11 protein-coding genes are annotated in these 12,136 nt (G+C 39.8%); 4 read left to right on the top strand and 7 right to left on the bottom strand.

Going from position 1 to position 12,136, the window contains the following annotated elements; all coding sequences use genetic code 11:
• Nucleotides 1–507 precede the first annotated feature (507 nt).
• Entirely contained in the window at nucleotides 508–1,401 is an 894-nt protein-coding gene (locus J7K40_14220; GenBank protein MCD6163552.1) for a radical SAM protein, read from the top strand.
• A 70-nt stretch (nucleotides 1,402–1,471) separates the two neighbouring features.
• On the opposite strand, the gene J7K40_14215 is transcribed toward J7K40_14220, so the two are convergent.
• Both J7K40_14215 and J7K40_14210 read right to left on the bottom strand, forming a co-directional pair.
• Nucleotides 1,472–3,028 (bottom strand): hypothetical protein, encoded by a 1,557-nt coding sequence (locus J7K40_14215; GenBank protein ID MCD6163551.1) that lies wholly within the window; start codon nucleotides 3,026–3,028, stop codon nucleotides 1,472–1,474.
• A 146-nt stretch (nucleotides 3,029–3,174) separates the two neighbouring features.
• A complete protein-coding gene (locus J7K40_14210; GenBank protein MCD6163550.1) occupies nucleotides 3,175–4,944 on the bottom strand; it encodes a radical SAM protein in 1,770 nt (589 codons plus the stop codon).
• Between the two features lie 278 nt (nucleotides 4,945–5,222).
• Here J7K40_14210 and J7K40_14205 point away from each other — a divergent pair, with 278 nt between their 5' ends.
• From J7K40_14205 to J7K40_14195, 3 genes are all read left to right on the top strand, one after another.
• Nucleotides 5,223–6,104, top strand: a complete 882-nt coding sequence (locus tag J7K40_14205; protein ID MCD6163549.1) for a DNA-protecting protein DprA — start codon at nucleotides 5,223–5,225, stop codon at nucleotides 6,102–6,104.
• Between the two features lie 193 nt (nucleotides 6,105–6,297).
• Nucleotides 6,298–6,918 carry a YigZ family protein gene (locus J7K40_14200; protein ID MCD6163548.1) on the top strand — a complete coding sequence of 207 codons (621 nt, stop codon included), beginning with the start codon at nucleotides 6,298–6,300 and terminating at the stop codon, nucleotides 6,916–6,918.
• The gene (locus J7K40_14195) at nucleotides 6,884–7,828 is read left to right on the top strand and encodes a hypothetical protein (GenBank protein ID MCD6163547.1); all 945 of its coding nucleotides are present in this window, start codon (nucleotides 6,884–6,886) and stop codon (nucleotides 7,826–7,828) included. The genes J7K40_14200 and J7K40_14195 overlap by 35 nt, the downstream gene beginning before the upstream one ends.
• A gap of 125 nt (nucleotides 7,829–7,953) precedes the next feature.
• On the opposite strand, the gene J7K40_14190 is transcribed toward J7K40_14195, so the two are convergent.
• The 5 genes from J7K40_14190 to J7K40_14170 form a co-directional block, all read right to left on the bottom strand.
• Nucleotides 7,954–8,445, bottom strand: a complete 492-nt coding sequence (locus tag J7K40_14190; GenBank protein MCD6163546.1) for a dCMP deaminase family protein — start codon at nucleotides 8,443–8,445, stop codon at nucleotides 7,954–7,956.
• 213 nt (nucleotides 8,446–8,658) lie between these two features.
• Nucleotides 8,659–9,033 (bottom strand): hypothetical protein, encoded by a 375-nt coding sequence (locus J7K40_14185; GenBank protein ID MCD6163545.1) that lies wholly within the window; start codon nucleotides 9,031–9,033, stop codon nucleotides 8,659–8,661.
• 286 nt (nucleotides 9,034–9,319) lie between these two features.
• Nucleotides 9,320–10,543 (bottom strand): M20 family metallo-hydrolase, encoded by a 1,224-nt coding sequence (locus J7K40_14180; protein ID MCD6163544.1) that lies wholly within the window; start codon nucleotides 10,541–10,543, stop codon nucleotides 9,320–9,322.
• On the bottom strand, nucleotides 10,536–11,021 hold the full coding sequence (locus J7K40_14175; protein MCD6163543.1) for a DinB family protein: 486 nt from the start codon (nucleotides 11,019–11,021) through the stop codon (nucleotides 10,536–10,538). The genes J7K40_14180 and J7K40_14175 overlap by 8 nt, the downstream gene beginning before the upstream one ends.
• Nucleotides 11,018–11,806, bottom strand: a complete 789-nt coding sequence (locus J7K40_14170) for a methyltransferase domain-containing protein (protein MCD6163542.1) — start codon at nucleotides 11,804–11,806, stop codon at nucleotides 11,018–11,020. Before J7K40_14170 ends, J7K40_14175 begins: the two co-directional genes overlap by 4 nt.
• Between the last annotated feature and the right edge of the window lie 330 nt (nucleotides 11,807–12,136).

Raw genomic sequence — 12,136 nt, 5'->3', positions numbered from 1 at the left:
CAACTTGATTGGGAATCCAGAGATTGGTCATGCCGATACCTCCTGCCTGCCGGCACCCGCCTGTCTGCGGACACGGGGGCACGGTATTTTTACTATCCACCATTGAGTTAACTAACGGTTTTCTGGATTCTCCCCGCAGCGGCGGGAGAATGACATAAATGGATAATCATCGAATCAAAGTCGACTTCTGAAGTCTAATCCGGAAATATCTATGAAGCAAAATACAAAACACAGGTGTTTATAAAGATATTATAGCGGCTTATTGTTTTATATGTTATGGCTTAAGCAAGTTTCATCTATTGTGTATTAATTGGAGAATTCTATTGAAAAGGCCGGACAGTAGTGAAAATAAAGCTGAAATTAATCTCTGGTTATCAAGCGCTATTTCAATATGTATCAGCTCTTGATAACCAGCGCGTCTTGACGATTTTAATAAATCCAAATGATATACCTCTGCCGAAATAAATCCTTGCAAGCTGTACATAATAGTCCTATCTTTTAATTGTTATGTTAAAAAGCATACATTTTCTACTGACCTATCAATGCCTTTATGAGTGCGATCACTGCTTTTTATATTGCGGTCCCCACTTAGAGGGAACTTTTACTATCGACCAAATCGAGAAAGCAATAGTGCAGGGAATTGAAGCCGGCATTGAGTCAATCTGTGTCGAGGGCGGCGAGCCGTTTCTGTATTATCCGCTCATGTTGGAAACTCTCCGAATTGCTGACAAGCTTAATCTCAAGAAGATGATAGTAACAAACAGCTATTGGGCGACCTCAGAAAGAGACGCCATGCTGTGGCTTGAGCCGATTATTGAAATCGGGCTTGACGACCTATCCGTATCAGATGATATTTTTCACAGCAGCGATCCGGAAAACAGCCCCGCGAAAAATGCGGTAAAAGCGGCCAAAAAACTTGGCTTGCCGGCAGGTTCAATTTGTATCGAAAAGCCGGTGGTTCTTTCGGAAAGGGATATAAAAAAAGGCGAACCCATAGTTGGCGGAGATGTCGTATTTAAAGGCCGCGCAGTGGATAAACTTACCGAGGGTTTGCCCCGCCTTAAGTTTGATTGCTTCACGGAATGCCCGTTTGAGGATTTAGCTAATCCGAAGCGAGTACATATAGACCCTTTCGGCAATGTATTTGTCTGTCAGGGGTTGTCCATTGGAAATATCTGGGAAAATCCCTTAAGTCATATTATGTCGGGTTATCGTCCCCGCAAGCACCCTATTATCGGTCCGCTTTTAAAGGGAGGCCCGGCTGAATTAGCTAAGGTGTATGGTCTTCCCGATGGCGATACTTATGTTAGCCATTGCCATTTATGCTATCTGATACGAAAAAAACTGATTGATAAATTTCCGGAGTATCTCTGTCCGAATCAAGTATATGGGATTGAATAAGGAAATTATATTCAGATGCTTTAATCGCGATTATTAAAGACGAAAAAATGAACAGAATTATAATCGTTTTTTAGTATTTCTTTAGGTAATATATCGCGCCGTCTTCTACTTCCACTATCTTTTCAAGCTGAAAATATTCAGCAAGCTCGTCTAATTGATATAAATAATACGGTTTATTATTCGTAAACCAGACAAGGTAGTTAGCCTCTGTTGATGACATATTGTCTTTGAATTCTGCTATATCCTTATCTATACGCGGACTCATATTCGCATAACGATTTTTATAAATAAATATTTCCATGGGAGCGTTGCTGTAAATTTTACAGTTTTTAACCGGCAGCATATCCAGCGTATTCATTAAACATGATTCTTGCCAAACATCTGAACCGTAGCCTGCCGCATCTCTATGAATCCATACATTTATCTTAAACGCTAATATTGTAAGAGAGCAGAGAAGAGATGCTGTACATACTGCGATAATACAATTATGAAGCAACGACTTATATTTAAACGCCGAACTTTTTATAATATTTATTAATAATTCGATTCCCAGAAAGATATAAAGAATTATAAAAACATAAACAGGAAGCAGCAATCTATGTCCTATCGGGTCATAGGCAAAACACGTTGATGAAATTATAAGCGCTGTAAAATAAATTATGATAAAAACCGTTGCCGGATATGATTTAATCAATCCTAATGATACAAGATTTCTATTTTGAAACCGTGCCATAATAAAAAGTGTGGCTGCTATTAATAGAAATACTGCCGCGATTATTGTTCTGATATAACTCGGAATCTGAGGCGTCAGAAACCAGCTAGTTAGCGAATCGATAGCATACGCTAAATTTAGACCTATGGTAAATTCTGACGGAACCCTTTTCCCTGCGAACGTTGATGTGATAGTATAATTTCTTATAATCCATAAAAATAGTGGCGTCAACGAGATTAAGCAGAAAATCGCCGCATGTTTTAATCTGATCAACCAACTCATTTTCCGTAAACCGATAAATATTAAAATAACTCCGGTAATAACAATAGTAATCCCTATGTATCGCTGTAAACAACATAGAGCCGCTATTGATGAAACCAGAAGAAGGGTTGATGTTTTAGCATTTGCCAAGTAATTAGATATTACACATACGAAAAATACCGCTAATAAAATAAATAACGATTCTGATAATGCCGTTCTATAAATTTGGAAAAGAGGAATAGAGATAAGAATTGAGGCAGCGGCAAGTAAAGCTATCGTTTCATTTTTAATAAATTGTTTGAACAATTTGCCGGATGCCAATATCAGGGCGGCAAATATAAAGGCATTAAGCCATCTGCTGATGTCAAGTGGTTCTGCTCCAAAAATCGAAAAAACAGCTAATGAAATTGGAAATAACGGCGGCCAATTTACATAGGGACTGCCGTTATAGCAGATAAAACCATTTCCCGAAACAAGGCTTTTGGCGGCGGCTATATAGCTCACCGAATCATGTGAGATTACAACACCATACTTGGCGGTACTCAAAAGAATAGCAATAAAACCAACAATGCTCAAAACAAACAAGTACCTATTATACGAGCTTGTTTTTAAGCATCTAATAATTGCTGTATTTTTAAATCTTTCAATAATCATTTCTATAATATAGTATGATTTTACAGGAACTATTGTCAACTGTAAGTTCATATTTACAGAAAGACCTGGCAGGCGTGTTTAAAAAATAGCTTGTTCTTATATTGAACCTTAGCAATATCGCAGGGAAAGTTCTTCTTTATATTCTGCTAACCAACCTCTAATTTCTCAAGAACCTTCTCTTCGTTTTTATATTTCTTAGCGCTTTTCTGTGAAAGCTTGAAGAAATTCAGATTATCTGTTAATAATTCCCAAGCTGATTTTTCAGTATTAGCTCTCATTGAGATATAACAACCGCCGCAATCGGACTTCTTGACGAATTTTTCAATAAGCTCCTGACGGCTATCATAGCGTTCCTCGATAAACATGGCGCAGGGAGTTAATCTGCCATCGGGATTAACTATTAAAAATCTATAACCGGCGCCGCAATTAGGCATATAGCATTTCTCATAAAATTGATTATAGCGTCGAATTACTTTTTCAGAGGTCATCACATTGTCGTATTCACCATTGCCGGAATACATCTTTGCGATGATTTTATTCAGCTTCTCGGTATCTTCAGGGTAGCGAAGGTTAAATTCGTTGTTATTAGTCCGCAGGTTGGTATAGGATGAGAAATTTAATTTGGCGCCCCATTCGCCTGTTTTTTTTGCAATATCAAGCAAATAGGGATAATTAGCGCGGGTAATGCAGGTATTGACTACAACATCGCCATTGCCAAAAGACAACAACTCGGGTATCAGCTCATTTAGATGGTCGAACAGTCCGGGGATGCGGCGGAAATCATCATGACGCTCATCCGGAAAATCCAATGATATGGAAAATTGCCTTATGCCCGCCTCTCTCAACTCGAGATATTTTTCCTTTGTCAGAAGCGATGCATTTGTGATTAGCACTAAAAACGGCGTCTTGTTTGGTTTATATAATGCTTTGACAATATCGGGAAGTTCTTCTCTTTTCAATGGTTCTCCGCCGGCTATCTGAATCAGGCTTGGCGATAATTCCTCACATATACGTTTATAATCAGCCGGGCCAACAGCATTATCTTCAACATGAGGACCCTTATCGCAATGTTTGCAGTTGGCTGTACAGTTATGGGTTACTTCCAGAGCAACGCAAATCGGCCTTTTAAGCAGCATGTTTTTCGCCGTATGTAAAGCAATCCTGATTGCCAGAGGGGTTGATATAGTTTTTTCCATATTATCTCCTGATACATTATTTTTTTGAACTATAATTCGTTCGCCTTTTATAAACTTTAATGCTATTTCAAACGGCTTTAAAATCCAGCCGATTACTTTTTTATAATATACTATCCCCAGCATTACAAAGAAAGACCCAAAAATTATCCAGTCGGGAATCTTAAAAGCAAAACCTGCTAAAGCCAGAAGGTAATAGCGGGGGAACCGGCTGATGGCTATTGCTGTAAGGTAGCGCCAGTAAGGATATTTAGAGGAATAAACCATAAACTTGAATGGGAAAAAAGGTATCGGCGAAAAGCCGGCAACGACAAGAGCAATAAAAGGCACCTTGTAAAACCATTTATAAGCTTTTCTGTAAAATGATTTGGTTTTATACTTGGAAGCTGTGAACTGGGTATTCAGAAGCGGTGAAAAGAACTTGTAATCGATATAGCCGGCTAATATGGTACCCAATGTAGCAGCGATTGTCAATTCCCAGAGATTAACCGTCTTGCCATACCAGATTAAAACAGGTTCGTGCGGAAACACTGCAATTGCGCAGTTGGAGGGGATAGAATAGAAAAATATAGTAAGAAGCGGGTTGACATGCGGCTTTGCCACCATCATGTAAACGCCAACAACTCCAAGTATAAATATTACCGCTCCGAAAACATAAGCGGTAGGCGTCATAACATCATATTGTTTGTTAGTTTTATTAGCATTAATCTGTTCGGATTTCATAACTAACATAGTTTAGTGTTGCCTCTTAAAAGTCAAGCAGAATTGTTTGAGAATACGGTTTTTTATCCCGGATTTTGCATTAGGTATGTAAACATGACGCCATCAAACTGATAGGTTAGAATTTAGTTCTGATAAGCTATCCATAGAAACGAACCATTTTTTAATTGATTAACAATATTTAATAGCATAACTTATCATGTTATTTTCAAAGGATGAAAACGTTAATCTGAACGTTTTTGTTTCAATGTCTTAAATTTGGTGATTGGGAGCTTTTTTAAATGATAAATATTGATGACGTTGCCATTGTCTGCCTGGCTTTGAAAGAATATGGCCATGTCGGCCCGAAATTGTTCCAACAACTAATGATAACCTATGGAGAGCCGGCAAATCTGTTTGAGCGTGATCCTGAAGATATCTCATCGATGGTCGGCATCAACCTTGAGCGGGCGCAAAAAATTACAGATTCGCAAGAATCATTGGCTGAAGCCCGTGAAATTGTTAACCATTTGAGCACAATAAATATAGATGTTATTAGCTATTTTGATGATGCTTACCCTGAATCACTCCGGAAAATAGCCGATCCGCCGCTGTTATTGTATGTCAGGGGCGACTTGCAATTGCTTTCAAGTGGCGGGGCGGCCATTGTTGGTACGACATCACCGGATAATGCCGGCATAAAGGCGGCAGTTGATTTCGCACGCGAATTTTCCAAACGCGGCATAACGGTTGTTTCCGGTTTAGCCGCTGGAATCGATTCCGCGGCGCATCTTGGCTGTCTTAAAAATAACGGTAAGACTATTGCCGTTCTCGGCTGCGGCCATCTCAATATTTATCCCGAGGAAAATATTTCCTTGGCGCAATTGATTACCGAGTCGGGCGTCGTAATCTCTGAATTTAATGTTCACGCTGATGCTGTTGCCGGCCGATTGGTTTCACGCAATCGAATAATCGCTGCGCTTGCTGATGTTGTAATAATGGCGCAGATAGGAGACAATAAAAAAGGAGAATTGTATACTGCCCGAGCGGCTTTAGATCAGGGAAAATCAGTCTTTGTATTCGACCCTGATGATATCCATGATAGCGAAACATTGTTGGAAAACATGATAATAAAAATAAAGGATTTAGGCGAAATAGACGAAATACTGAAATATAGCGCTTAACAAAATATTGTTGCGATAAAATTTCCGGTATTCTCCGATTGCCTTGCAAAGATAACAGGAATTACAGATTTTAGTTTGACAAAAAAAGTTTTAGAAGATAATTTAATACTATTGAGTATTAGAATAACAAGTTGGCCATTAAATTCTCTAATGCTATTGTATACTATTAAAATCAGGAAAAGGGATAGGGGCTATGTATAATACTAATAATAAAGATTTGTTTTTTGAAATTAAGGAAGCCTCTCAAGCCGAACTGAAAGTTAAGGGCAGTAGATTCATTGCCACTGTTCGGAAAGTTAGCGATATCGGAGAGACTCAGCAGATTCTCGATGAGATTGCCAAGACATACCATGATGCCACTCATAACTGTTATGCCTGGATAGTAGACAGTGGAAGAAAAAGACGATTTAGATATTCTGATGCTGGAGAGCCAAGCCACACTGCCGGGCTGCCAATCTTTAAAGCTATAGAGTCGCACAATCTTTCGAATGTAATAGTGATTGTTACTCGGTATTTTGGCGGTGTTAAATTAGGAACAGGCGGATTGATAAAAGCTTACAGCAAGACGGCTTCGGATGCATTAAAAAAAAGCGGAATTGTAAAAAAATATCATACCGAAACAGTCATGTTTACAACGTCTTTTGAATTCGTATCATTAGTGCATAATATTATCTCCTCATTTAAGGCAGTTTTAAAAGATACATCTTATGATAAAGAAGTAACATTTACAGTTGAGGTTAGAACCTCGAAAAACAAGGAATTTATACGGAAGCTAAAAGATGGAACAAACGGACAAGTCGCATTCATCAAATAAAGATGTTTTCGCAGTCGGCGTTGGGTTATGCGCCCTTGATTATATCTGTTTAATAGAAAAATATCCCGGACCGGATGAGAAACGTGATGCTCTTCAATTTTCCCGCACTGGAGGCGGACCAGTACCATCTGCTTTATGTGCAATAAGCCATTTTGGCGAGAAATCATCGTTTATTGGCAAATGCGGCAACGATCCCGAAGGAAGAATTGTCGCTTCCGAGCTAAAACGTTTCGATGTCGATATTCAGGCCATGATTTTCGATACCTATAGCCGCACGCCGCGAGCTTTCATCTGGGTCGATTCTCACACCGGCCAGCGTACAGTAGTCTTAGACCGTACTGAAATAGCGGATTTAACGGAGGCAGAACTTAATCAGGACATCATCAAATCCTGCCGATATCTCCTCATCGATGGCCGGGAAAACAAAGCCTGCATTGCCGCCGCAAAAATCGCCAAACAAAATGGCGCCGAGGTTATTTTAGATGCCGGCTCGCCCCGTGAAAATATCCAAGAACTGCTGCCATTAGTTGATTACATGGTAGTTTCTAAAAACTTCGCCGAAAATTTTACCCACGAGGATGAACCCGGTAAAGCTGCCATAAAACTGCAAAAACTGGGATTTAAAACAGTAGTCATTACTCTGGGCGCTGATGGCGTCATTTGCGCCGCCGAGGGCAAGTTTTTTCATCAGGATGCTTTCAAGACTGAAGTTGTTGATACAACCGGAGCCGGCGATGTTTTCCATGGCGCATTTATCTATGGCCTTGGGAAAAATTGGGATTTGCCGGAGGTAATTGAATTCAGTTCCGCCGCCGCCGCCTTGAAATGCCAGCGCATAGGCGGCCGTCAAGGCATACCTGCAGTTGATGAGGTAGTGCAGTTTATAGAGGAGAGTAAAGGAAAACTGTAAGGGAAAATATATTTTGGTATAAAAATTCCTCTTTCTTGAAACCCGGCTTTGACTCGATATTTCATGCGTATAGCTTTACCGCCAAAGGCTTATGATGGATATACTTAGATATTATTTCAAAGTTTTTATTTCTTCCCCCGAATATTCACTTTCGATTGCAAATAATCCATAATCTCGTTTTGACCCTCAAATTTACGGACTACTACACCGGTTAACTCTGCCATTTTCAGAGTAGCTTTCTTGTGAAGTTCCCAATCCTTGCCGGCAAGTTCGTTTAAATATATCACGGTCTTTATTCCTGTCTGAATTACAGCTTTCATACATTCCGAACAGGGAAACACCGTAGCATACAGGGTGCAGTTGTTTAAATCTCTTTGCGCATGAAGAATGGCATTGAGTTCGGCATGGACGACATACATGTACTTTTCCGGCCTTGTTTGCGGAATTTTATCGTCATCTAAGTATCGAGGAAAACCATTATAGCCTGAGCTGATTACCTTTTTGTTTTTATTGTCAACTATCACCGCTCCGACCTGCGTACTGGGGTCTTTAGATTTTAATGAGGCCACTATTGCCAAAGTCATGAAATATTCTTCCCAGGAAAGAGGATTTTGCATAATTAGTTACCTTCTTGGTTATATTATAGATAGCCATGTTTTTCATTAATCACATATTAATTCTATTATAATGCAGTATTCATTGTATGACAATATATTTGTTGGCGCATAAAAACGTGTTGTTGCAGACATACGGTTCGTCTGAGCTATAAGACCTGTCTTGGGCTGTCTGGTTTAGGATGGAAGTATACACCGCTGCAAATTGCCGAGATATTAAAAGCTATATCTACAGCCGATTTGATTTACAGGCTTGTCGATAAATGTTCCATATATGCGCTGGCAATTCACTGATATTTTTTTCCAAACCGGTTTAACTATCCCGATTTCCATATAATAATCATTGTTTTTACCGGGAGTTTTTTCACGATTGAAATCCGCAACGAACTCGATATTAAAATCGGTGAAAAGTCTCAATGAATTAATTGAGAGTATTTGCAGAGTCTGGCCGGCATTATCGCCATCATCAAAGAAATTCTGATACAGGGTTATTTCATTACAGATTGGTTTGAATGACATAAAATCCACTTGAGTAAAAGCTACTGATTTTGCCAGCAAAACAAATACGATGATTACAGCAATTTTGAACAATTTGTCCTCCTTGAGAATACTTTTGTGAAACGAAAGCCTGTTAATAAATATTTGGCAGGCAGGTCGTAGTGAAATAGGATAACTTGCCGATATTCTTGTCAGGTAAAATGTGTCAGTTCATGCTCCGCTGTAAACCGACACAGCATAAATGGCAACTCCTAGTGTTATAACATTTTACAATAACAAATACAAATATGCCCCCTTAACAGGGCATATTTGTCAATATTCTTATAACCACCTTAGCTACACTAACTTATAAAATGTAAATAAGATTTTGCTTATATGCTTATTTATCCATAAACACATGCGCAAACACTTTAGCATCGCCCAAAGTATTCGAAATATAGGCATATTCATTCGGTTGATGCGCCATTTCATGGATTTTTGCCCAGACTACAACCGGATGCCCTTTTTCGCGTATCAAAGCCGCCACAGTGCCGCCGCCTATGCCAATCGGTTTTGGTTCAACATTATAGATTTTCCTAATCGCTTTCGACAATGCTTTTACAACCGGAGCATCAACTGATGTCGGCGGTGCGGCTTCAGCTCTCTGCGCATGCGAAATAGTCATACTGACGCCAAACTTTTTCTCTATTTCATCTGCCCATTCACGTATTTTCGCCTCAACATCGCTAAGGGGATATTTCGGCAGAACCCGACAGTCAATCCAGAAAACATCATCGCCGGGAATAGTGTTGACATTAGACACATTAGCTTCTTTCTTTGTCGGCTCGAATGTTGATATAGCCGGCTCGAAAAGCTCGTCCTTGGCATCGAATTCTTTATATAATTCATCGATTTTAGCAGCTAGATTAGAGGCAGCTTTAAAAGCGTTTATACCCAAATCCGGGCGCGAGGCATGGCATTGTTTGCCTCGGGTCTCAATTTTAATCCAGACTATTGACTTTTCCGCCACTTCGATAGCCGCGCCGGTAGGTTCGCCGGAATCGGGAACTAAAATCAAATCATCTTTGCCAAAAAGGTCATGATTTTTCAGAATATAATCAATACCATACTTAGAGCCAACCTCCTCATCGGCAACAAAAAGTATGGCAACATCATATTTAGGAGTGATACCGGTATCAATTAGCGCCTTAACCGCAATATATGAAGCGACTGCTCCCTGATGGTTGTCCTCGACTCCGCGTCCGATGAGCTTATCGCCGTCAACCTTAAGCTCGAATGGGTCGGAATCCCAAAGCGAAAGCTCGCCGGCGGGAACGACATCAAGATGGCTCATAATCCAGATACAGCGGGAAGAATCCTCGCCTTTTATGCGGTATACAATATTTGGCCTCTCGCCGGCTGAAACCCTGTTGTCAGGCGCGGGATAATTTTTCGGTTCGGGAAACCCCTCTTTTTTAAGGTATTCCATCAAAGCTTCCGCTTTTTTAGTTTCCCCATCGCCGTCATTTTCGGGAGCCAGAGCCGGTATCGAAACCATCAGTTTCTGGATATCTATCACTTTTTGTTTAAAGCCGTCTATTGTCTTGCTGAGTTTTTCAAACATCGTTGTCCTCCATTAATATTTCATCATAATGCTGTATCATTTGAGGCGGCGTTTTTCCAAGACACCGCAAATATGTATATAGATTTCCTCGGTGATGGATTTCCTCATCCACTGCCACCTGAAGAAGTATCTCTCCTGATAGATTGCCATAGGGCGTTTTTATAATTTTCATAAATCTACCCTCCGGCACCTCTGAAAGAAGCTGCAGCGTTCTTTTACTTTCAATAGCCAGCTTGTCTTTCAACATCTCCTTTTCGAAAATATTACTGCTGGGTTCTTCGGGGATTTCCCATTTGCCGGCAAGAAAGCCATCCCTGATATAAATTTCAACTTGCAGTATATGTTTAAATAATTGCGACACTGTCATAATCTCCGGAGCCGGTCTAAAATCAAACGAATCAGGCGGGAATTCTTCTAAAAGTCTTATTGTAAGCCGTCGCACCACACGCCAGTACCGTAATAATGGTTGTTTATTCATAAGCTTCCTCTTTTTTTGTGATATTCCGGTTTAACCGAGGAAAATATCAATGTTATTGGCAGATGTTTGGCAATGTATGGATATTCTTTCATAATCTCTTTAGAAAAGGCAATGTGCGGAGTTTTCAAAGTCGGTTTTGGTTCTAATATTTTTTTAACCATAAACCCTGCCTTGTTAAGATTGTTGTGATAATCAGCTATCGAGCGAAGGTAATGCTGAAATTTAATCTTTTTACCATCCAAATCCCAGCTCCACTTCAAAAGGCGGGGATTGAATGGATATGATGAGTTAAAATACATGGAACCTTCAACGCCATCAAGAATATACTGCGCGGGATGCATAACAGATAATATAAATTTACCACCGGGCTTAAGTATGCGAAAGACTTCTGAAAAAGCGGCTGATATATTATTGACAAAAGCCATAGCGCAGGCAGAAATAGCAACGTTAAAAGTATCATCTTTTATACAGGGCATATCGATTATATTGCTATTGATAAATTCAACCGAAACATTTTCGCGCTGGGCTAATTCCATAGCTTCTGTCAACTGATTTGCCGAGAAATCAACAGCGGCAGCATCTGCATGCTCCTTAGCAAGAGCTATGGCATTCTGACCGGCGCCGCAACCTAAATCAATAGCTTTCTTACCGGCGATATTGCCAAGAAGCCCAAGCTTATCCTCGCCCGGACAAAGCGGCCCATAATGAACGGTATTTGTCCTGATTAGATATTTACGATGATATAGCGGTGCTATTTTATTCCAAGCTGTTTTAATATCCGGCATAGGGAAAATTTATAATATTGTATTGATGAAAACAAGCACAATAATTAGAGGAATTTCCCATTCTTTTCTGAACATAGCGGGACATCCGCTTACGATGGATGATCCTAACCCGCCTTCGGTGGGCTAATAAATAAATATCGTAAATTCATTACTAATTCAACTCACTACTGTCCGGCCTTTTCAATAGAATTCTCCAATTAATACACAATAAATGAAACTTGCTTAAGCCATAACATATAAAACAATAAGCCGTTAGAATATCTTTATAAACACCCGTGTTCTGTTTTTTGTTTCAATAGATATTTCCGGATTAGATTTCAGAAGTCGACT

The organism is Candidatus Zixiibacteriota bacterium (assembly GCA_021159005.1).
Lineage (GTDB): Bacteria > Zixibacteria > MSB-5A5 > UBA10806 > 4484-95 > JAGGSN01.
The sequence above is the reverse complement of the archived record's forward strand: the minus strand, read 5'-3'. Positions and strand labels throughout refer to the sequence as shown.

Coding starts and splice junctions, on each gene's coding strand:
- J7K40_14170 (MCD6163542.1), bottom strand. CDS start 11,806: ATGCCGGATATTAAAACAGCTTGGAATAAAATAGCACCGCTATATCAT.
- J7K40_14215 (MCD6163551.1), bottom strand. CDS start 3,028: ATGATTATTGAAAGATTTAAAAATACAGCAATTATTAGATGCTTAAAA.
- J7K40_14210 (MCD6163550.1), bottom strand. CDS start 4,944: ATGAAATCCGAACAGATTAATGCTAATAAAACTAACAAACAATATGAT.
- J7K40_14205 (MCD6163549.1), top strand. CDS start 5,223: ATGATAAATATTGATGACGTTGCCATTGTCTGCCTGGCTTTGAAAGAA.
- J7K40_14195 (MCD6163547.1), top strand. CDS start 6,884: ATGGAACAAACGGACAAGTCGCATTCATCAAATAAAGATGTTTTCGCA.
- J7K40_14220 (MCD6163552.1), top strand. CDS start 508: ATGTTAAAAAGCATACATTTTCTACTGACCTATCAATGCCTTTATGAG.
- J7K40_14190 (MCD6163546.1), bottom strand. CDS start 8,445: ATGCAAAATCCTCTTTCCTGGGAAGAATATTTCATGACTTTGGCAATA.
- J7K40_14180 (MCD6163544.1), bottom strand. CDS start 10,543: ATGTTTGAAAAACTCAGCAAGACAATAGACGGCTTTAAACAAAAAGTG.
- J7K40_14200 (MCD6163548.1), top strand. CDS start 6,298: ATGTATAATACTAATAATAAAGATTTGTTTTTTGAAATTAAGGAAGCC.
- J7K40_14175 (MCD6163543.1), bottom strand. CDS start 11,021: ATGAATAAACAACCATTATTACGGTACTGGCGTGTGGTGCGACGGCTT.